Here is a 20,162-nt window from a genome sequence, read left to right as displayed (position 1 = left end):
CGGTGGGTCACTGATCAGACTGGTGGGTCCCGCTACCACGGCAACGAGGGGGATCCCCGCCATGAACGGCTCGCGCATCGCCGCCATCGGCCATTACCAGCCCGCCCGGGTGCTCACCAACGAGGACCTGGCCGGCATGGTCGACACCAGCGACGAGTGGATCCGCAGCCGCGTCGGCATCCGGACCCGGCACATCGCCGGCCCCGACGAGCCGGTCGACGAACTCGCCGCGCACGCCGCGGCCAAGGCCCTGGCCGGTGCCGGTCTGACCCCCGGCGACATCGACCTGGTCCTCGTCGCCACCTCCACGGCGATCGACCGCTCCCCGAACACCGCCGCCCGCGTCGCCGCCCGGCTCGGCGTCCCGGGGCCCGCCGCGATGGACGTCAACGTGGTGTGCGCCGGGTTCACGCACGCCCTGGCCACCGCCGACCACGCCGTCCGGGCCGGCGCCGCGCGGCGCGCGCTCGTCATCGGCGCCGACAAGATGTCCGACGTCACCGACTGGAGCGACCGCAGCACCTGCGTCCTGGTGGGCGACGGGGCGGGCGCCGCCGTCGTCGAGGCGTGTCCGCCGGGGCAGGAGCCGGGGATCGGGCCGGTGCTGTGGGGATCGGTGCCGGAGATGGGGCACGCGGTGCGGATCGAGGGCACCCCGCCGCGGTTCGCGCAGGAGGGGCAGAGCGTCTACCGCTGGGCCACCACCCGGCTGCCCGCCATCGCCCGCGAGGCGTGCGAGAAGGGCGGCGTGGCGCCGGGGGAACTCGCCGGGGTCGTCCTGCACCAGGCCAACCTGCGCATCATCGAACCGCTCGCCGAGAAGCTCGGCGCCGTCAACGCGGTCGTCGCCCGCGATGTCACCGAATCCGGCAACACCTCCGCCGCGAGCATCCCGCTCGCCTTCTCCAAGCTCGTCGAACGGGGGGCGCTCGGCACGGGCGACCCGGTGCTGCTGTTCGGCTTCGGCGGCAACCTGTCGTACGCCGGGCAGGTCGTACGCTGCCCGTGACGCTGCGGAAGGGCCGCACCGGGGCGAGGGATTTTGTGCACGGTAGACTGTAGACAAAAGACAATCCATACTGAGGGTCCAGCGTGCACACGCCCGACCGTGCCCATGAGGGGGACCGCGATGTTGTCGACCGGACTGCCGCAGGGGGCCGTGCCCAGGCTGGAACGCCCCGGTCCGCTGCGCGAGCGTGTCTACGAGGCGCTGCTGGAGCTCATCACCACCCGCGCGCTGCAGCCCGGCCAGCACCTGGTCGAGAGCGAACTCGCCGGACACCTGGGCGTGTCCCGGCAGCCGGTGCGCGAGGCGCTGCAGCGGCTCAACACCGAGGGCTGGGTCGATCTGCGGCCCGCGCAGGGCGCGTTCGTGCACGAGCCGACGGCCCAGGAGGCCGACCAGCTGCTCACGGTGCGCACCCTGCTGGAGGCGGAGGCCGCCCGGCTGGCCGCCGCCGACGCCACCGCCGAGAAGACCGGTGCGCTGGTGGAGCTGTGCACCGAGGGCGAGAGGGCCGTCGCCGCCGACGACGTGGACCGCGCCGTCGCCCTCAACGCGGCCTTCCACGCCAAGATCATGGAACTGGCCGGCAACGCGGTCCTCGCCGAACTCGCCGCCCAGGTCGACCGCCGGGTCCGCTGGTACTACACCCCGGTGGCCCGGCAGCGCGGCCGCCAGTCGTGGATCGAGCACCGCGAGCTGATCTCCGCCATCGCCGACGGGAACCAGGAGCGGGCCGCCACGCTGATGCGCATCCACACCGAACACACCCGCCGCTCCTACCACGAGCGCGGCGGCGCCTGACGGCCGGGCGCACAGCGCGCACGCGGGTGTTCCCCCTGCGGCGGACCGCGAGCGGATCGCCGCAAGGGGGAACACCCCGGGGACGCCCCAGGGCCCTGCTCAGGCCGTCGGCTGGGTCCTCGGCGCCGTGACGGCCTTGCCGCCGGCCCTGTCCCGGCCGGGCTGGCGCAGCAGCAGCGCGATCGCCGCCGCGACCATCGACACCCCGCCGGCCAGCGCGTAGGCGCCGTCGTAGCCCCAGGCGCCGACCACCATGGAGCCGAGGCCGCCGCCGAACAGACCGCTGACCAGCTTGCCGCTGTACACCAGGCCGTAGTTGGTGGCGTTGTAGTTCTCGCCGAAGTAGTCCGGGGTCAGCGCCGCGAACATCGGGTAGAACGCGCCGCCGCCGAAGCCGGAGACGAAGGCGAAGAACAGGAACAGCCACTCGCTCTTGATGTCACCGGCCCAGATGACGCCGAACTGGGCCAGACCCAGCACCACGATGACGAACACCAGCGACGTCTTGCGGCCCCACAGGTCCGACAGCCAGCCGACGACGGCCCGCCCGACGCCGTTGACGACCGCCATGACGCCCATCGAGGACGCCGCGACCAGCGGCCCGAAACCGATCTCCTTGGCGTAGTCGACCTGGAAGGATATACCGAAGATCGACACACCGGCGGTCAGGACGATGCTGACCCACATCAGCGGCAGCATGCCGGTCCTGATGGCCTCCTTCGGGGTGAACTGCCGTACCGCGGGCGGGTTCTTGGCCAGGCTCGCGGCACTCTTGCCGTTGCCCGCGAACGACAGCGGGTCGACGTCGGCCGGCCACCAGTTCTTCGGCGGGTCCTTGAAGAACCACGCGCACACCGCGACGACGATCAGCACGTACAGGCCGATCAGATCGAGCACCTCGTCGTAGTTTCCGGTGTCGAAGGCGTAGTTGAAGATGAAGATGAACGGCAGCGAACCGTAGGCGAAGCCGCCGTTGACGAAGCCGGTCTTCGCGCCGCGCCGCTCCGGGAACCACTTGCCGACCATGTTGATGCAGGTCGCGTAGATCAGCCCGGAGCCGACACCGCCGACGACACCGAAACCGAGGATCGCCAGGAACACGTTGTCCAGGTGGGACAGCGCCAGGAAGCCCAGCAGACACATCGCGGCGCCGGTGTACATCGCCCGGCGCGCGGTCAGGATGCCCCGCTCGCGCAGCCAGCCCGCCGGGAAGGCGATGCCGGCCTGGAAGAACACCCAGACGCTGAGGATCCAGAAGGTGTTGGACTGGGTCCAGCCGTGCGCGTCGGACAGGGTGTCCTCGGCGGAGCCGTAGGCGTACTCCGAGACGCTGATGGCCATCATCGACACCCATGGCAGGTACACCATGAGCCTGCGCGAGTGGCCGAGGATGTCGCGGTCCGTCTCACCGACGCGGTAGACCCGCCCCCGGGAGTCGGTGACTTCGCGGTACGAGCGGTTCGCCGCGCCGGGATCGGCCGGTGTCTTCCGTGTTGCCGGATCAGCCGTCATGTCAGGCCATCTCCTCGCCGAGGGGGTGGGGATTGGGGACGATGCGCCGGACGCTCTGCCTGCCCGGCGCCCGGAGGAACAGCGCCACTGCGGCGCAGGCGAGCCCGGTGCAGCCCGCCAGGAGGAACGCGGTGTGCGGGAACCGGGCGGCGTACCCGGCGCCACCCGTGCCGCACGCCACGGCGACCGGCAGGAGCCAGGCGCCGGTGAGCAGTCCGTGGACGCTCGGAAGGTGGTTCTCACCGAAGTGGTCCGCGGCCAGCGCGGTGCCCAGCACCGGCACCGCCGTGCCCGCGGCCGCGGTGACCGCCGCGCACCCGAGGAGCAGCGCACCGCTCCCCGCGCGGACCGCGGCGAGGGCGCCGAACTGTGCGGCGCCCAGCAGCGCACAGGCCGCGACCAGCGTGCCGCGCCGCCCCGACCGGTCCGACAGCGCGCCGGCCGGAACCGCCGCGGCGCAGCCCGCCACGACCGCCGCCCGCAGCGCCTCGGCGGACACGCCCGGCCGCCCGCCGTACCGCTCCTGCACGGCCATGCCGAGCACCGCGGCCCCGGCCGCGCCGAGCAGGCACAGCCACAGCAGCCACAACGCCCGGGTGCGCGCGGCCTGGTGAAGCGTGCGGTGGCGTACGGCGGGCGGGTTCTTCTCGAGGGCACGGCGGGCGGCGGGGTCCGCCGGCACGGACAGCGGGCCGGGACGTGGCGGCCACCAGTTCCGCGGCGGATCCCGGAAGAACCCGCCGGCGCCCGCCACCACCAGGGACGCGGCGCCGCCCGCCACCGCGAGCAGCAGCCGCGGGTCGGCGTCCACGACCGGACGGAAGAGAAACGGTACGGCGCCGAGGGCGAGGCCGCTCGCCACCACCGCCGTGGGGCCGCCCCGGCGTTCGGGCCACCAGCGGCCCGGCAGCGTCAGACAGGTCGTGTGCACCAGCCCGGCCCCGGCGCCGGCGCACACCGCGAACACCAGCCGCGCCACGGCCCGTTGCGGGGCGAGGGCGAGCACCAGGTACCCGGTGAGGGTGCCGAGCGCCCCGGCCGCCATGGCCCGGCGGGCGGGGAGCCGGCCGCTCTCCCGCAGCCGCCCCGCCGGAACGGCGACGGCCGCCTGGGCGAGCGCCCACAGTCCGGCCGGCCAGTACAGGTCCCCGTCCCACCGGTGGCCGGCACCGAGACCGACCCGCGCGGCGAAGAACGCGCACGCGGCCCAGCCGGTGCCCGCCATGCCCGCCCAGGGCAGAACGGCCATCCAGATCCGGCCACGGCCCAGCAGATCGGCGTCGCTCTCACCGACCCGGTACACGCGGCCCCTGCGGTCCCTCACCTCCCTGCACAGCACGGAGGCGGGGGGATCGATGGTCACCATCGCGATGTGCACCCCTTGCGTCGAAAGATCTGGCCAGCGCCCCCTGTCCATTGCCTTTCGTGCGCGCGCGGGTCCCGGGGCCGGCCGGCGCGCACCGCCCGCCGGCCCCTCGCCGTCACTCAGCCCATGAACCGCCCCCCGGCGGTCCGGCCGCCCGCGCCCTCCGGCCGGTGCCCCGCCCGGAGGACACCCCCCGGAGCTTCGGCCGCAGCCGTCCGTGCCCTCGCCGTCACAGCAGCCCCGCCGCCCGCGCCCACCGGTACTTCGCGCCCAGCACGGCCACCGGCTTCTCGGTCGTGTACGGGTAGGCCACGACCCCCCGCTCGAACAGGTACTGGCAGGCCTCCTCGACCTCCACGTCGCCCGCGAGGGACGCCACGACCGGCTTCTCGATCCCGCGCTCGCGGAACTCGGCGACCACGCGCGCCGTCAGCTCCGCGAAGACCATCGGCGGGGTGACGATGGTGTGCCAGTAGCCGAGCACCAGCGCATGGATCCGCGGGTCCTCCAGGCCCAGCCGGATCGTCGCCTCGTACGTCGACGGCGGCTCGCCCCCGGTGATGTCGACCGGGTTGCCGGCCGCGCCGAACGGCGGGATGAACCGGCGGAACGCCTCGTCCAGGTCCGGTGGGATCTCCATCAGCGACAGCCCGTTGTCCGTCACGGCGTCCGACAGCAGCACCCCGCTGCCGCCCGCACCGGTGATGATCACGACGTTGTCGCCCTTCGGGGCGGGCAGCACGGGCAGGGCGCGGGCGTACTCCAGCATGTCGTTCAACCCCGGCGCCCGGATGACACCGGCCTGCCGCAGGATGTCGTCGTACACCGCGTCGTCTCCCGCGAGCGCGCCCGTGTGCGAGCCGGCCGCCTTCGCGCCCGCCGCCGTACGGCCCGCCTTGAGCACCACGACCGGCTTCTTCGGCACGGTCGCCCGCGCCGCCGCCACGAACGCCCGCCCGTCCTTGAGGTCTTCCAGGTGCATGGCGATGCACTCGGTGTGCGGGTCCTCCCCGAACCAGGTCAGCAGGTCGTCCTCGTCCAGGTCCGACTTGTTGCCGAGGCCGACGATCGCCGACACACCCGTCTTCGTGGCGCGGGCGAAGCCGAGGATCGCCATGCCGATGCCGCCGGACTGCGAGGTCAGCGCCACACCGCCCTTGACGTCGTACGGCGTGCAGAACGTCGCGCACAGGTCCTGCCAGGTGGAGTAGTAGCCGTAGATGTTGGGGCCGAGCAGGCGGACGCCGTGCCGTTCGGCGATCCGGACGATCTCCGCCTGGAGTTCGTGCTCGCCGGTCTCCGCGAAGCCGGACGGGATGAGCACGGCGTTGGGGATCTTCCTCCGTCCCACCTCCTCCAGCGCGGCGGCCACGAACCGGGCGGGAATGGCGAAGACGGCCACATCCACCTCACCGGGAACGTCCGTGACACTCTTGTACGCCTTGCGGCCCAGGATGTCATCGGCCTTGGGGTTCACCGGATGGATCTCCCCGGAGAAACCGCCGTCGACGAGGTTGCGCATCACCGAGTTGCCGATCTTTCCGGCCTCGTTGGAGGCGCCGATGACGGCGACCGAGGACGGCTGCATCAGCCGGCGCATGGAGGTGAGGATCTCCTCGCGCGTGTACGTCCTCCTCGGCGCCGGCTGCCTCTCGCCGAGGATCACCCGGATGTCGGCGGCCGTCGCCCCGTGCGGTGTCGCGATCACCGGGTTGAGGTCGACCTCGGCGATCTCCGGGAAGTCCGCGACGAGCTGGGACACCCGGCGGATCTGCTCGGCGACCGCCCAGCGGTCCACGCCGGCCTGCCCGCGCACCCCGCGCAGGATCTCCGCCGACCGGATGGAGTCCAGCATCGACAGCGCCTCGTCGGCCGTGACCGGCGCCAGCCGGAACGTCACGTCCTTCAGCACCTCGACCAGCACCCCGCCGAGCCCGAACGCCACCACCTTCCCGAACGTCGGGTCGGTGACCGCGCCGACGATGACCTCCTGTCCCTCGGGCAGCAGCTCCTGCACCTGTACGCCCTCGATCCGCGCCGCGGCGTCGTAGGCGCGGGCGTTGCCGATGATCCGGCAGAACGCGGCCCGGACGTCCGCCGCGCCCTCCACGCCCACCACGACACCGCCGGCGTCGGTCTTGTGCAGGATGTCCGGCGAGACGATCTTCATCACCACCGGCCCGCCGAACCTGGCCGCCGCGGCCACCGCCTCGTCCACGTCCCTCGCCAGCGCCTCGCCCGGCACGGCGATCCCGTACGCGTCGGCGATCACCTTGCCCTCGGGCGCGGTGAGCGCGGTACGGCCCTCGGCGCGCACGGCGTCGAGGAGGGCACGCACCCTCAGCTCACGGTCCTCCGCCATCACGTCAGATCACCCCGTTCGACTTCAGCAGGCGCAACTCCTCGTCACCGAGCCCGAGTTCGCCGACGTAGACCTCTTCGTTGTGCTCGCCCAGCAGCGGTGAACCGGTCACCTCCACGGGCGAGTCGGACAGCTTCAGCGGGCTGCCGACCGTGATGAACTCGCCGCGCTCGGGGTGCGGGACGCGCACCACCATCTCGTTGGCCGCGAGCGAGGGATCCTCGATGATCTCCTTGGTGGACAGGATCGGCCCGCACGGGATGTCGTGCGCGTTCAGCCGCTCCAGCACCTCCCACTTGGGCAGGGTGGACGACCACTCCTCGATCAGCTGGAACATCTTGTTCAGCTTCGGCAGCCGGGCCTCGGGGGTCGCCCACTCGGGGTCGTCGGCGAGTTCCGGCCGGCCGATCAGCTCGGTGATCGGCTTCCAGCCGACCGGCTGGACGATGACGTACACGTAGTCGTTCGGGCCGCCCGGCGCGCACTTGACCGCCCAGCCGGGCTGACCGCCGCCGGAGGCGTTGCCGGAGCGCGGCACCTCGTCGCCGAAGTCCTCGTTGGGGTACTCCGCGAGCGGGCCGTGCGCCAGGCGCTGCTGGTCGCGCAGCTTCACCCGGCACAGGTTGAGCACCGCGTGCTGCATGGCGACGTTGACGCGCTGACCGCGCCCGGTGCGCTCCCGCTGGAACAGCGCCGCCAGGATCCCGGCCACCGCGTGCACGCCCGTGCCCGAGTCGCCGATCTGCGCGCCCGTCGCCAGCGGCGGCCCGTCCTCGAAACCGGTGGTCGCCATCGACCCGCCCATGGCCTGCGCGACGACCTCGTACGCCTTGAAGCCGGTGTACGGCCCCTCGCCGAAGCCCTTGATGGACGCGTACACGATCCGCGGGTTGATCTCCCGGATGCGCTCCCAGGTGAACCCCATCCGGTCGACCGCGCCCGGCCCGAAGTTCTCCACCATGACGTCACTGCGCCGGATCAGCTCGGTCAGGATCTCCTTGCCGCGCTCGGTCTTGGTGTTCAGGGTGATGCTGCGCTTGTTGCAGTTCAGCATCGTGAAGTAGAGGGAGTCGACGTCCGGCAGGTCGCGCAGCTGCCGGCGCGTGATGTCCCCGCTGGGGGCCTCGAGTTTGACGACGTCGGCGCCGAGCCAGGCCAGCAGCTGGGTGGCGGAGGGACCGGACTGGACGTGCGTCATGTCCAGGACGCGGATGCCGTCGAGGGCCTTGGTCATGTCGGGCCTCCTCACTTGTACATGGTCTGGTTCATGGTTCCGGGGGCGTACGCGTCCGGGTCGACCCAGACGTTGATCAGCGACGGCTTGCCCGACTCGCGGGCCCGGCGCAGCGCGGGGCCGATGTCGGCGGGGTCGCGGACCTCCTCGCCGTAACCGCCGAGCATCTGCGCGAACCTGTCGTACGGCACGTCGCCGAGGGTGTTGCCGACCCGCTCGCGCTCCCTGCCGTACTTGGCGGCCTGGCCGTAACGGATCTGGTTCATCGAGGAGTTGTTGCCGACGATGCCGACGAACGGCAGGTCGTAGCGGACCAGCGTCTCGAAGTCCCAGCCGGTCAGGGAGAACGCGCCGTCGCCGAAGAGCGCGACGACCTCCTTGTCCGGGCGGGCCTGCTTGGCGGCCAGCACGAAGGGCACGCCGACGCCGAGGGTGCCGAGCGGGCCCGGGTCCATCCAGTGGCCGGGCGACTTGGGCTGGACGACCTGGCCGGAGAAGGTGACGATGTCGCCGCCGTCGCCGATGTAGACCGAGTCCTCGGTGAGGAAGTCGTTGATCTCGCTGACCAGGCGGTACGGGTGGATGGGCGACGCGTCCGACCGCAGCTGCGGCAGCCGCTTGTCGATCGCGGTCTGCTCGGCGGCCCGCAGCTCCTCCAGCCACTCCTTGCGCCGGGCGGCCCCGCCGTTGATCCGTCCCGAGGCCGCCTCGGTGACGGACTTCAGGACCAGGCCGGCGTCGCCGACGATCCCGAGGTCGATGTCGCGGTTCTTGCCCACCGTCCGGTAGTCCAGGTCGATCTGCACGACCGTCGCGTCGGGGGACAGGCGCTTGCCGTAGCCCATGCGGAAGTCGAAGGGCGTGCCGACGATCACGATGACGTCCGCGTTGGAGAAGGCGTACCGCCGCGAGAGCTGGAAGTGGTGCGGGTCGCCGGGCGGGAGGGTGCCGCGTCCGGCGCCGTTCATGTACGCCGGGATGTTCAGGGTGCGCACCAGCTCGACGGCGGCCTCGGTGCCGCGCGTCGTCCACACCTGGCTGCCCAGCAGGATCGCCGGCTTCTCGGCGTGCACCAGCAGGTCGGCGAGCTTCTCGACCGCCTCGGGGTCGCCGGCCGAGCGGGTGGAGGCCCGGTAGGCGCCCGCCTTCGGGATCCGGGCCTTCGCGGCCGGCACCTTCGCGTCCAGGACGTCGCGCGGGATCTCCAGGAAGGAGGGGCCGGGCGCGCCGTGGTAGCACTCGCGGAACGCCATCGACACCATGTCCGCGGCGCGGGCGGTGTCCGGTACGGTCGCCGCGAACTTGGTGATCGGCGTCATCATGTCGACGTGCGGCAGGTCCTGCAGCGACCCCATCTTGTGCTGGGTGAGCGCGCCCTGACCGCCGATCAGCAGCATGGGGGACTCCGCGCGGAAGGCGTTGGCGACCCCGGTGACGGCGTCGGTGGTGCCGGGGCCGGCGGTGACCACCGCGCAGCCCGGCCTGCCGGTGATCCGGGCGTAGCCGTCGGCGGCGTGCGCGGCGACCTGCTCGTGGCGCACGTCGACGACTTCTATGCCCTCGTCGACGCAGCCGTCGTAGATGTCGATGATGTGGCCGCCGCACAGGGTGTAGATGCGGTCGACCCCCTCGGCCTTCAGCGCCTTGGCAACGAGATGACCACCGGAGATCACGTCCTGGGTGTCGTCGGGCATGGCGGAGTCCTGTCCCTTTCGTAGGGGGTTGGGCGGCTCGCGGTGTCCTGTATGCGCACCACGGCATGCGGTGTGCACGTATCGGCATGCTGTATGCGGTAGATTGCATACAGTCGACGAATACTGTATGAAGCTTGTTATCCCCCATCCCGGTGGGTGGTGTCCAGGGGGCGGACACACTTTTCGGTCGCCGGGAACCGGCCAACTCTCCGTCACCGGCCCGGCGGTGACCCACCCACACCAGCGCAGGCGTCACGGGCGCCGTGACGACCCGCCGGACAGGAGCCGCACATGGACCTGTACGAACACCAGGCACGGCAGCTCTTCGCGGAGCACGGCATCCCCGTGCCCCGGGCCGAGATCACCGACTCGCCGCAGCAGGCCCGCGAGATCGCCCGCCGGCTCGGCGGCCGGGCCGTAGTCAAGGCCCAGGTGAAGACCGGCGGACGGGGGAAGGCGGGCGGCGTCAGACTCGCCCCCGACCCCGCCGCGGCCGAACTCACGGCACGGCAGATCCTCGGCATGGACATAGGCGGCCACCGCGTCGGCACGGTCATGCTGGCCGAACCGGTCGACATCGCGGAGGAGTTCTACGTCTCCTACGTCCTCGACCGCGCCTCGGGCGGCTTCCTCGCCATCGCCTCCGCAGAGGGCGGCATGGAGATCGAGGAGGTCGCCGCGACCCGGCCGGAAGCGGTGGCGCGGATCCCCGTCGACCGGGCCGAGGGCGTCACCTCCGCCAAGGCCGGCGAGATCGCGAGCGCGGCCGGGCTGCCGGCGCGGACCGCCGACGTCCTCGTACGGCTGTGGCAGGTGCTGGTCCGCGAGGACGCGCTGCTCGTCGAGGTCAACCCGCTGGTCCGCACCGCACAGGGGGGCATCCTCGCCATCGACGGCAAGGTCACCCTGGACGACAACGCCCGCTTCCGCCAGGCCCGTTGGGGCGCCCAGGACGAGGAACACCGGAACCCGCTGGAGGCGGCCGCCGCCGAGCGCGGCCTCACCTACGTCAAGCTCGACGGCGAGGTCGGCGTCATCGGCAACGGCGCGGGCCTGGTCATGTCCACCCTCGACGTCGTCGCCGGCTGCGGCGCCCGCCCCGCCAACTTCCTCGACATCGGAGGCGGAGCCTCCGCCCGCGTGATGGCCGACGGGCTGTCGGTGATCCTGTCCGACCCGGCGGTGAAGTCCGTGTTCGTCAACGTCTTCGGCGGGATCACCGCCTGCGACGCGGTCGCCGACGGGATCGTGGCCGCGGTCGACCGGGTCCGCCTCACCAAGCCGCTCGTCGTCCGCCTCGACGGCAACAACGCCGCGCGCGGACGCGCCGTCCTCGCCGAGCGCGCCCACCCGCTCGTCGAACAGGCCACCAGCATGGACGGCGCCGCCCGCCGCGCCGCCGAACTCGCCCACACCGCCTGAGGAGCCCCGGCATGGCGATCTACGTGACCAAGGAGAGCAAGGTCCTCGTCCAGGGCATGACCGGCGCCGAGGGCATGAAGCACACCCGGCGCATGCTCGCGGCCGGCACGGACGTGGTCGGCGGGGTCAACCCGCGCAAGGCCGGCCAGAGCGTCGCCTTCGACGGGCGGGCCGTACCCGTCTTCGGCTCGGTCGCCGACGCCATGCGCGCGACCGGAGCCGACGTCACCGTCGTCTTCGTACCGCCCGCGTTCGCCAGGTCCGCCGTCCTGGAGGCCGCCGACGCCCGCATCCCCCTCGCCGTCGTCATCACCGAGGGCATCCCCGTGCACGACACCGTCGCCTTCACCGCGCACGCGCGCCGCACCGGCACCCGGATCATCGGGCCCAACTGCCCCGGACTGATCACCCCCGGCCAGAGCGACGTGGGCATCATCCCCGCCGACATCACCAAGCCGGGCCCCATCGGCCTGGTCTCCAAGTCGGGCACGCTGACGTACCAGCTGATGCACGAGCTGCGCGACACCGGCTTCTCCACCTGCGTCGGCATCGGCGGCGACCCCGTGACCGGCACCAGCCACATCGACTGCCTCGCCGCCTTCCAGGACGACCCCGAGACCGAACTGGTCGTCCTCATCGGGGAGATCGGCGGCGACGCCGAGGAACGCGCCGCCGCCTACATCCGCGACCACGTCACCAAACCGGTCGTCGGCTACATCGCCGGTTTCACCGCGCCCGAGGGCCGCACCATGGGCCACGCCGGAGCGATCGTCTCCGGCTCCGCCGGCACCGCCCGCGCCAAGCAGCAGGCGCTTGAAGCGGCCGGAGTCCGCGTCGGCCGCACCCCCACCGAGACGGCCCGACTGGTTCTGGACACCCTGCGCACCGGCTGACACCGGACACACAGGCTGGTCCTGGACACCCTGCGCACCAGCTGACACCGGACACACCCACTGGCCGGCCTTCGCCGCCCGCGCGGCACCGGCGCCCACCGAACCGCCCCCAGTTCCGGAACAAACATGCCCCACCCGCCCCGACCGTGCACCGAGAGCGGAGCCGACGCATGCCACCCACCCTCACCCCGTACCCGCTGCCGACCCCTGCGACTGCCCCCACCCTCCTGAAACCCGGCACGGCCTACCCCGACGCCTGGCGGCGCTGCCTCGCCGCCGCGCCCGAGGCCTTCCGGGACGACCGCGTCCTCACCCTGTGGGGCGCCGCCTGGCGGCCCGACGGCCGCACGGTCCCCGCGACCACGCCGGTCGACGGCACCCCGATCGCCGGCGCCCCGCGCCTCGACGGCGACACCGCCCAGCGGGCCGTGCACGCCGCCCTCGACCAGCACCGGGCCTGGCGGCACGTCCCGCTGCCCGAGCGGCGGGCGCGCATCGCCGCCGCCCTGGACGCGCTCGCCGCCCACCGCGACCTGCTCGCCCTGCTGCTCGTCTGGGAGATCGGCAAGCCGTGGCGGCTGGCCCTCGCCGACGTGGACCGGGCGATCGACGGCGTGCGCTGGTACGTCGACGGCATCGAGCCCATGCTCGCCGGCCGGACCCCGCTGGACGGACCGGTCTCCAACATCGCCAGCTGGAACTACCCGATGAGCGTGCTCGTGCACGCCGCCCTCGTCCAGGCGCTGGCGGGCAACGCCGTGATCGCCAAGACCCCGACCGACGGCGGCGTGGCCTGCCTCACCCTCGCCATGGCGCTGGCCGCCCGCGAGGGGGTGCCGGTCACCCTGGTCGGCGGCAGCGGCCGCGAGCTGAACCAGGCGCTGGTGCGGGCGCCGGAGATCGGCTGCGTGTCCTTCGTCGGCGGCCGCGACACCGGCGCCGACGTCGCCACCGCGGTCGCAGGCCTGGGCAAACGGCACATCCTGGAACAGGAGGGCCTGAACACTTGGGGCATCTGGGAGTTCTCCGGCTGGGAGCGGCTGACCGCCGTGATCCCCAAGCTCTTCGACTACGGAAAGCAGCGCTGTACCGCCTACCCGCGCTTCGTCGTGCAGCGGTCCCTGTTCGACGCGTTCCTCGCCGCCTACCTCCCCGCAGTCCGCTCCGTCCGCGTCGGCCACCCCCTCGCCGTCGCCGACCCGGCCGACCCCCTCCCCGAGCTGGACTTCGGCCCGCTGATCAACGCGGCCAAGGCCAAGGAGCTCACCGACCAGGTCGCCGAGGCCGTCGACCGGGGCGCCGTACCGCTGTACCGGGGCCGCCCCGACGACGCGCGCTTCCTGCCCGGCCAGGACACCTCCGCCTACGTCCACCCGGTCACCCTGCTGAACCCGCCGCCGTCCTCCCCCCTCCACCACGCCGAACCCTTCGGCCCGGTCGACACGATCGTCCTGGTCGACACCGAGGCCGAGCTGCTCGCTGCCATGAACGCCTCCAACGGCGCGCTCGTCGCCACCCTCTCCACCGACGACCGGGCCGCCTACGACCGGCTCGCCCCGCAGATCCGCGCCTTCAAGACCGGCCACGGCGTCCCCCGCTCCCGCGGCGACCGCGACGAACAGTTCGGCGGCTTCGGCGCCTCCTGGCGCGGCGCCTTCGTCGGCGGCGACCTCCTCGTACGCGCCGTGACCCAGGGCCCGGCGGGCGAGCGGCCGCCCGGGAACTTCCCGGAGTACCAGCTCATGCCATGACCCTCACGGCACGCACACGCCCTCTCGCCGTCCGTACACTCCCACCCGGGCGGGCGGCCCGCTCCCCGCGGGCCGCCCGCCCACAGGACGGAATACGCAGGTGAAACGCACTCCGAAACCTTGGTATTGTTGTCCCTGTCGCCACGGGGAACCACCCCCGCCAGGCGGCACACACCTAGTCCGGGTGGCGGAATGGCAGACGCGCTAGCTTGAGGTGCTAGTGCCCTTTATCGGGCGTGGGGGTTCAAGTCCCCCCTCGGACACTCGCTGGGACGTCACGAGATCGTCCCGAAGCGTTCACGAAATACCGGTCGAGTTATGTGACTCGCCGGTATTTCGTCGTTTCTGGGCCTTCTGTCCTCGTGATCGGCTCGGTGAGGGGTCGGTGCGGTGGCGGTCCCAGTGCTGCGCCTCTCATCTGCGGAAACAGGACATGTCTGTGCGACGGCTGGTGGCCGTGGCGCAGGCATGTGGGGTTTTGAGGGGGCGGAGCGCTGCGGGGGTGTGTCACTCACGTGGCGGAGGATCGACCTGCTCGGTCGGAAGCGGTCGCGCCTGGGGTGGGTCGGAGGGCTCGCCGGGTTGGGTTGCGGCGGTCTGCGTGCTGGCTTTGCAGGGCTGGATGCCCTGGTCGCGGAGGAACCGTCGGATGGCTCTGAGGTTCGCCACGAAGATGACGGCGTTGAGCAGGGTCTGTGCGACGCGTCCGTGCGGCAAGCGGAGCTGGAGATTGTCGATGCTGTCGAGGGCGGACTTCTTGAGGCTGCCGTTGCCGCTCTGTAGTGCTTCACCGCGTTGAGGCCGAGTTTGAGCAACTGCAGATGCAGTTGTGAGGCTTGACCTGGATGATGCCCGGGTCGGCGCAGAACAGGTCTTTGACCAGGCCGCGTTCGAAGGCCGGCTGGATGGCACGCAGGGCGGCCGGGCCGGGTTCGCCGCCCTGGGTGTGAATGATCATGCCGAGGCAGACCGCGCGGTAGACGCCGGCGAGGTCGCCATGGCCATGGCCCGGGAACGCGGCCATCATGGCGTAGCGGAACTCTCTCTTCTCCGGCGCGTTGCCCACCATCTGTAACCGCAAGCGCTGAAGAAAGGAACTGCGTACCGATAAACCCCGAGCTGAACCGGCTCACCGAGCTCCTGCCCCGGCCCACCGCACCAGAGCCGAGTCCCGACTGGGAGGCCGCCGAAGCAACAATGCAGACCGCGCTGCCCGCGGACTACAAAGAACTCGTCAACGCGTACGGGGGCGGCCTCGTCGATGGATACCTGCTGCTCCTGGAGCCCGGCTGCCCCAATGATGTCTATAACCAGCTCAAGATCTCTGCAGAGCGGGACGAGGCCAACGAGTCGCTGTGGCAGTACGAGGACAAACCGGCCGAACTGGAAAACGACGGCGCTCCTCTGATCTGCTGGGCAACCACAGACAACGGAGAGTACCTGTACTGGCTCGTGCAACCCGGCGACGACCCAGACAGCCGTACCATCATGGTCAATGATGAGTCCGGAGAGGACTGGGAACGGTACGACATGACCGTGACCCGTTTCCTCACCGCAGTCCTCAGTGGCGAGATCCACTCGGAAATCCTGTGGGACAAGTTCCCGTTGCCCCAGCACGAGTTCCGCCCCGCCCGCGGCATCTAGAACGTGTCTCCTGGACAGAGTGATCAGTGGATCGGATGTGCCTGTTCGGTTACCGCTCACCGATGCGATGTAGGGACCGGATCGAGCCGCCGATGCCGGCCGATCCAGCCCGCGGGCGGCGATGGGCCGACCAGCACCGCACTCTGGAGGCCACCGCTGGGCAGTACCGCGCCTGCCCGCCTTGGTGAGACCTGCCGGACGAGCTCGGCTCGTTCCGAACCAGGACGAGGGAGACCGAGAACTCGACCGGTAGCCGTCCTGGCGCCTCGCCCGTATGTGCCCCGTGCGATCCGTGGGCATCTCCGGCGCCACGGGATCCGTGCCGTCATTCCACAGCCGTCCGACCAGGTCGGTCACCGCGACCGACAGCAGCGGACCGGACTGGTTGTGTGGTGGCACGTCTGCGGGGTCGCCGCGATCACCGCGATCCTGGTCTTCGTACCCCAGCACCACGCCGGCGTCTCGGAGGTTTTCACCCAGCGCATCGACAACACCGGCTTCTTCGGCGGACACGCCTTCGGCACCGGCTTTCTGTTCCTCGTGCTTCCCCTTTCGGCGATCTTCCCGCAGTTCACCGTCACCGGTTACGACGCCTCCTGCCACATGTCCGAAGAGACGGTCGGCGCCTCGGACTCGGCCGCCAGAGGGATCTGGCAGGCGATCCTGTACTCGGGCATCGGCGGATGGTTCCTGCTCCTGAGCGAGAAGTTCCGGGCCGTCTTGTCGCTGGACAAGGCATGGAACGCCGTCCAATGGCTGCTCACCGCCTCGGGCATCGTGCTGGGCGGCACAGCGATCGACGGTGAGGGCAACCTGGCCCCCGACGACAAGGCGCCGGCCGATATACTCGTCCGCTGCGCAGAGGTGGAACCCCGTCTCGTCCAGGCCCGCTTGCTGGAGCACCGGATCGGCGCTCGACCGACCCGTGCCACGGTCCGTGTGGAGAAGGACCTGGGGGGAGGACGGCACCCTGGTTAACGCCCAGCACCTGCCCGTCGAGATCACCGAACCCGGCGGCGCCGTCTGGCGCCACACCTACGACGACCGCGGCAACCTTCTCACCACCACCGACCCGCTCGGCGCCGAAACGCGCTACGGCTACGACGAGAGGGGCCACACCACCGCCGTCACCGACGCCCTCGGGCACACCGTGCGCCTCACACCGAACGCGGCAGGGCTGCCCGTCGCCTTTCAGGACGAGCTGGGCGCGACGACCACCGTCCGGCGTGACGCCTTCGGACGTGCGGTGGAGGTGACAGATCCGCTCGGTCACACCACCCGCACCGGCTGGACCGTCGAAGGCAGGGCAGAGTGGCGCGTTCGCGCGGATGGAAGCCGGGAGTCGTGGGTCTGGGACGGCGAAGGCAACCTGCTTTCGCACACCGACGCGGTGGGCCGCACAACCCGCCACACCGTCAACCACTTCGGCGCCCCGGTCACCCGCACCGGCCCCGACGGCGGCGTGTACACCTTCACCCACGACACCGAGCTGAGACTCACCGCGGTCGTGAATCCGCAGGGGCGAAGCTGGACCTACGTCTACGACGAGGTGGGCCGCCTCACCACCGAGACTGACTACGACGGTCGTACCATGTCCTACGGCTACGACGCCGCCGGCAACCTGGCGGCCCGCAGCAACGGCGAGGGGCAGACACTCCACTTCACCCGTGACATGCTCGGTCGAGTCACCGAGCGGCGATCCACGGCGGGAGAGGCGACCAGCTACACGTACGCGCCGTCCGGCCAGATTTTACGCGCGGTCAACGCAGATGCCGACATCGTCTGCGCTTACGACGCACGGGGCCGGTTACTCTCGGAGCGGGTCAACGGCCGGACGACGACCTACGCGTACGACCTCCTGGGCCGCCGCACCCGGCGCACCACCCCGTCCGGGCTGACGTCGACGTGGACCTACGATCCTGCGGGACGTCCGGTGGGGCTGGACGTCGATGGTGGATCCCTGACCTTCGCCTACGACTCTGCCGGACGCGAGACCGAGCGCCGGCTGGGTGACGGGGCCACGCTCCTCCAGACATGGGACGCGGTGGACCGCCTCACCGCACAGTCCGCGAGGACGGGCGTGGGAACCCCGGCGGCGAACCCGGCCGTAGGGCTGCTTCAGCACCGCACCTACACCTACCGGGCGGACGGCCGTCTGACCGAGAGCCGCGACCTCGCCTCCGGCACCCGGCGCTACCACCTCGACGCCGCGGGGCGCGTCACGGCGGTGAGCGCCCACGGCTGGAGCGAGACCTACGCCTACGACACCATCGGCAACCTCGCCCGGATCGCCGCACCGGGCCACGCATCTCCCGGCGAGCGCACTTTCGACGGCACCCTCATCCGCCGGGCCGACCGCACCACCTACCGGCACGACGCGCAGGGACGTCTCGTCCGCCGTACCCACAGGCTCCTCAATGGCCAGAAGCGGGTGTGGGCCTACACGTGGAACGCCGAGGACCGTCTCAGCACCGTCGAGACACCACAGGGCGAGACCTGGCGTTACACCTACGATCCGCTCGGCCGCCGCACGTCCAAACAGCGTCTGACGGACGACGGCTCGGCGATCGACCGCACCGACTTCGTCTGGGACGGCACATGTCTCGCCGAACAACGCACCGCCACCGGCCGGGTCAGCACCTGGGACTACGCCCCCGGCACGCATCGCCCCGTCACCCAGACCGACCACCGCCCCCTCGTCCGCGAGCCGGGCGTCTCCCTGCTGGCGCAGCTGGCCGTGGACGACGACGCCGACCGCGTGCCCCGGTTCCACGCCGTCATCACCGATCCCATCGGCACGCCGACGGAACTCGTCACCGCCGGCGGTGACCTGGCCTGGCAGCACCGCAGCACTCTGTGGGGCGTGGAACTGCCGGCCCCCGAGAGCCCCGAGAGCAATGACGAGACCGCCTGCCCGCTCCGCTTCCCTGGCCAGTACGCCGACCGGGAGACCGGCCTGCACTACAACTACTTCCGGTACTACGACCCGGAGACCGGGCGGTACTGCAGTCCCGACCCGCTCGGCATCTCCCCCTCCCCGCACCCCTATGCCTATGTCGACGACCCGAACACGTTCGGCGACATCCTCGGACTGACCTGCCGGCCGGGAAACCTCGAAGACGCCAGGCAGAGGAACCCGCGCCTCGCACACACCCTTGACGAGCACGTGAACGTCTCGCCGCAACGTGCCCGGGAGCTGGCTCAGCAGAAGGGCGGTCCGAACGGAGTCTTCCACGACCAGCAGACCGCACAGCAGGTCGTCGACTACGCGATCGCGGGAAACCCACGCCGGATCGCCAACTGGCTCAGAAAGGGTACGGACCAGGAGCTACCGCTCACCGGCCGTTTCGGCGCCAACAATCCCCTCGGTTGGGCGGCGCATGCCGACGGCAGCATCACGCAGACGGGTAACTCGTATACCGTCGTGCTGCAGCGGCAACCAGGGGCACCGGGCGGATATATAGTCAAGACGGCCTATCCAAGATGATGGGGACGACATTGCCCAGGTTCACCGAGTTCGACTATGGAATCACCGCCCTGACGAGCCGCTTCCATCAGGACTGGACGAACACCGGGACGCCGCGGGACGTACTGCGCGCCTATCTGTGGGAGGGGCAGGATCCGCGGGCTGTGGAAATTCTCGGCAGAGACGCCGCCTGCGCAGGCGAGAAAATGTCGGACGAGCACGTGGAGACACTCTGGACGGCCAGCGTCGACGGAGGTTTCGCATTCCCTGGTTCCGCCGAGTCGGGTACCGAATGGATGCGGGCCGTCGACGCGGAATGCCGCCTGTGGCTGAGCGGAAAGCCCTCGCCCGGGCTGAGCCCCGTGGACGTCGACCCCGGTTCCGCTCAGCTGACCGGCGTGCTCGAGGTCATCGGCTCGCTGGGCCGGTATGCAGTGGACGACGCGGTGACGAGCGCCCTGGCGTCCTGCGCGCGCCTGTGCTCGCCCGAGCTCGCGCTCCGCTTCACCCTGCGGGTCCTGTCGGTGTCCGACGTCACCATCGACCGGGAACTCCACGAGCGCATCTCCGCCCTCGGCGAATCGCTCGGCTTCGGGGAGTTCCTGGTGTCGGACATCGCACACCTGGTGCAGTAAGGGGAGGTACCCCGGGCCGTCGCAGAAGGCAGAGGCGCGCGTGCCGGTACATCATCCGGCCTGGCCACGCGGCATGTTGGTACTCGTGAAGGGTTCCGCCGAGTCGGTCTGACCGAGTCCGCCGCTCGGCGCAACATCAAGGCGGTGTGCTGATCACCGGCGGGGAAGCACCGCGACGTGCAGCCGAACACATCCTGGAGTTGCAACGCCTGGGCATGCTGAGGCCTCTTCGGCACTGATCGGCCTAGGCAGTTTCGTTTGGATCAGTCGGTCGTTGGTCCGGGTGTGCCGTTAACAGATGCGCAGTGGGCGCGGATCGAGCCGTTACTCCCGGACCGCACGCCGAAGCGGGGTGGTCGCTGGCGGGATCATCGTG

General features: G+C 71.1%; 15 protein-coding genes, 1 tRNA gene and 1 pseudogene. 11 read left to right on the top strand and 6 right to left on the bottom strand.

From position 1 onward, the window contains the following. Positions 1 to 61: 61 nt before the first annotated feature. Together ACGFZN_RS30235 and ACGFZN_RS30230 are read left to right on the top strand one after the other, a co-directional pair. Positions 62 to 1,009 (top strand): beta-ketoacyl-ACP synthase III, encoded by a 948-nt coding sequence (locus ACGFZN_RS30235; protein WP_393861629.1) that lies wholly within the window; start codon positions 62 to 64, stop codon positions 1,007 to 1,009. A 120-nt stretch (positions 1,010 to 1,129) separates the two neighbouring features. Further along, a complete protein-coding gene (locus tag ACGFZN_RS30230) occupies positions 1,130 to 1,807 on the top strand; it encodes a GntR family transcriptional regulator (protein ID WP_393861628.1) in 678 nt (225 codons plus the stop codon). Between the two features lie 99 nt (positions 1,808 to 1,906). On the opposite strand, the gene ACGFZN_RS30225 is transcribed toward ACGFZN_RS30230, so the two are convergent. The 5 genes from ACGFZN_RS30225 to ACGFZN_RS30205 form a co-directional block, all read right to left on the bottom strand. Further along, entirely contained in the window at positions 1,907 to 3,319 is a 1,413-nt protein-coding gene (locus ACGFZN_RS30225) for an OFA family MFS transporter (protein WP_393861627.1), read from the bottom strand. A gap of 1 nt (position 3,320) precedes the next feature. Next, on the bottom strand, positions 3,321 to 4,685 hold the full coding sequence (locus tag ACGFZN_RS30220) for an MFS transporter (RefSeq protein WP_393861626.1): 1,365 nt from the start codon (positions 4,683 to 4,685) through the stop codon (positions 3,321 to 3,323). Positions 4,686 to 4,914: 229 nt separating this feature from the next. After that, positions 4,915 to 7,047 carry an acetate--CoA ligase family protein gene (locus tag ACGFZN_RS30215; protein WP_393861625.1) on the bottom strand — a complete coding sequence of 711 codons (2,133 nt, stop codon included), beginning with the start codon at positions 7,045 to 7,047 and terminating at the stop codon, positions 4,915 to 4,917. Between the two features lie 4 nt (positions 7,048 to 7,051). Then, complete coding sequence (gene frc / locus ACGFZN_RS30210; RefSeq protein ID WP_393861624.1) at positions 7,052 to 8,281, bottom strand: formyl-CoA transferase; 1,230 nt, start codon at positions 8,279 to 8,281, stop codon at positions 7,052 to 7,054. Positions 8,282 to 8,292: 11 nt separating this feature from the next. Beyond that, the gene (locus tag ACGFZN_RS30205) at positions 8,293 to 9,975 is read right to left on the bottom strand and encodes a thiamine pyrophosphate-binding protein (RefSeq protein ID WP_393861623.1); all 1,683 of its coding nucleotides are present in this window, start codon (positions 9,973 to 9,975) and stop codon (positions 8,293 to 8,295) included. A 291-nt stretch (positions 9,976 to 10,266) separates the two neighbouring features. Here ACGFZN_RS30205 and sucC point away from each other — a divergent pair, with 291 nt between their 5' ends. From sucC to ACGFZN_RS30185, 4 genes are all read left to right on the top strand, one after another. Next, positions 10,267 to 11,397, top strand: a complete 1,131-nt coding sequence (sucC, locus tag ACGFZN_RS30200; protein ID WP_393861622.1) for an ADP-forming succinate--CoA ligase subunit beta — start codon at positions 10,267 to 10,269, stop codon at positions 11,395 to 11,397. 11 nt (positions 11,398 to 11,408) lie between these two features. Beyond that, a complete protein-coding gene (gene sucD, locus ACGFZN_RS30195) occupies positions 11,409 to 12,290 on the top strand; it encodes a succinate--CoA ligase subunit alpha (protein WP_393861621.1) in 882 nt (293 codons plus the stop codon). Positions 12,291 to 12,460: 170 nt separating this feature from the next. Then, the gene (locus tag ACGFZN_RS30190) at positions 12,461 to 14,041 is read left to right on the top strand and encodes an aldehyde dehydrogenase family protein (protein WP_393861620.1); all 1,581 of its coding nucleotides are present in this window, start codon (positions 12,461 to 12,463) and stop codon (positions 14,039 to 14,041) included. 178 nt (positions 14,042 to 14,219) lie between these two features. After that, a tRNA-Leu gene (locus ACGFZN_RS30185) sits at positions 14,220 to 14,304 on the top strand. A 524-nt stretch (positions 14,305 to 14,828) separates the two neighbouring features. Here ACGFZN_RS30185 and ACGFZN_RS30180 read toward each other — a convergent pair. Further along, positions 14,829 to 15,110, bottom strand: coding sequence for a hypothetical protein (locus tag ACGFZN_RS30180; protein WP_393861619.1), 282 nt, complete (start codon positions 15,108 to 15,110; stop codon positions 14,829 to 14,831). Between the two features lie 38 nt (positions 15,111 to 15,148). Here ACGFZN_RS30180 and ACGFZN_RS30175 point away from each other — a divergent pair, with 38 nt between their 5' ends. The 5 genes and pseudogenes from ACGFZN_RS30175 (at position 15,149) to ACGFZN_RS30155 (ending at position 19,786) form a co-directional block, all read left to right on the top strand. Further along, positions 15,149 to 15,685 (top strand): SMI1/KNR4 family protein, encoded by a 537-nt coding sequence (locus tag ACGFZN_RS30175; RefSeq protein ID WP_393861773.1) that lies wholly within the window; start codon positions 15,149 to 15,151, stop codon positions 15,683 to 15,685. A 37-nt stretch (positions 15,686 to 15,722) separates the two neighbouring features. Next, positions 15,723 to 16,066: pseudogene (locus ACGFZN_RS30170) on the top strand (transposase); the annotation flags it as partial. A gap of 6 nt (positions 16,067 to 16,072) precedes the next feature. Then, positions 16,073 to 16,663, top strand: a complete 591-nt coding sequence (locus tag ACGFZN_RS30165) for a hypothetical protein (RefSeq protein WP_393861781.1) — start codon at positions 16,073 to 16,075, stop codon at positions 16,661 to 16,663. Continuing rightward, on the top strand, positions 16,623 to 19,172 hold the full coding sequence (locus tag ACGFZN_RS30160; RefSeq protein ID WP_393861618.1) for an RHS repeat-associated core domain-containing protein: 2,550 nt from the start codon (positions 16,623 to 16,625) through the stop codon (positions 19,170 to 19,172). The genes ACGFZN_RS30165 and ACGFZN_RS30160 overlap by 41 nt, the downstream gene beginning before the upstream one ends. Positions 19,173 to 19,183: 11 nt before the next feature. Beyond that, complete coding sequence (locus ACGFZN_RS30155; protein ID WP_393861617.1) at positions 19,184 to 19,786, top strand: hypothetical protein; 603 nt, start codon at positions 19,184 to 19,186, stop codon at positions 19,784 to 19,786. The last annotated feature ends 376 nt before the right edge of the window (positions 19,787 to 20,162 follow it).

The organism is Streptomyces sp. NPDC048192 (assembly GCF_043202415.1).
GTDB lineage: Bacteria > Actinomycetota > Actinomycetes > Streptomycetales > Streptomycetaceae > Streptomyces.
The sequence above is the reverse complement of the archived record's forward strand: the minus strand, read 5'-3'. Positions and strand labels throughout refer to the sequence as shown.

Excerpts from the sequence above, each read along its gene's own strand:
- ACGFZN_RS30235 (WP_393861629.1), top strand. The coding sequence starts at position 62 with ATGAACGGCTCGCGCATCGCCGCCATCGGCCATTACCAGCCCGCCCGG.
- ACGFZN_RS30230 (WP_393861628.1), top strand. The coding sequence starts at position 1,130 with ATGTTGTCGACCGGACTGCCGCAGGGGGCCGTGCCCAGGCTGGAACGC.
- ACGFZN_RS30225 (WP_393861627.1), bottom strand. The coding sequence starts at position 3,319 with ATGACGGCTGATCCGGCAACACGGAAGACACCGGCCGATCCCGGCGCG.
- ACGFZN_RS30220 (WP_393861626.1), bottom strand. The coding sequence starts at position 4,685 with ATGGTGACCATCGATCCCCCCGCCTCCGTGCTGTGCAGGGAGGTGAGG.
- ACGFZN_RS30215 (WP_393861625.1), bottom strand. The coding sequence starts at position 7,047 with ATGGCGGAGGACCGTGAGCTGAGGGTGCGTGCCCTCCTCGACGCCGTG.
- frc (WP_393861624.1), bottom strand. The coding sequence starts at position 8,281 with ATGACCAAGGCCCTCGACGGCATCCGCGTCCTGGACATGACGCACGTC.
- ACGFZN_RS30205 (WP_393861623.1), bottom strand. The coding sequence starts at position 9,975 with ATGCCCGACGACACCCAGGACGTGATCTCCGGTGGTCATCTCGTTGCC.
- sucC (WP_393861622.1), top strand. The coding sequence starts at position 10,267 with ATGGACCTGTACGAACACCAGGCACGGCAGCTCTTCGCGGAGCACGGC.
- sucD (WP_393861621.1), top strand. The coding sequence starts at position 11,409 with ATGGCGATCTACGTGACCAAGGAGAGCAAGGTCCTCGTCCAGGGCATG.
- ACGFZN_RS30190 (WP_393861620.1), top strand. The coding sequence starts at position 12,461 with ATGCCACCCACCCTCACCCCGTACCCGCTGCCGACCCCTGCGACTGCC.
- ACGFZN_RS30180 (WP_393861619.1), bottom strand. The coding sequence starts at position 15,110 with ATGGTGGGCAACGCGCCGGAGAAGAGAGAGTTCCGCTACGCCATGATG.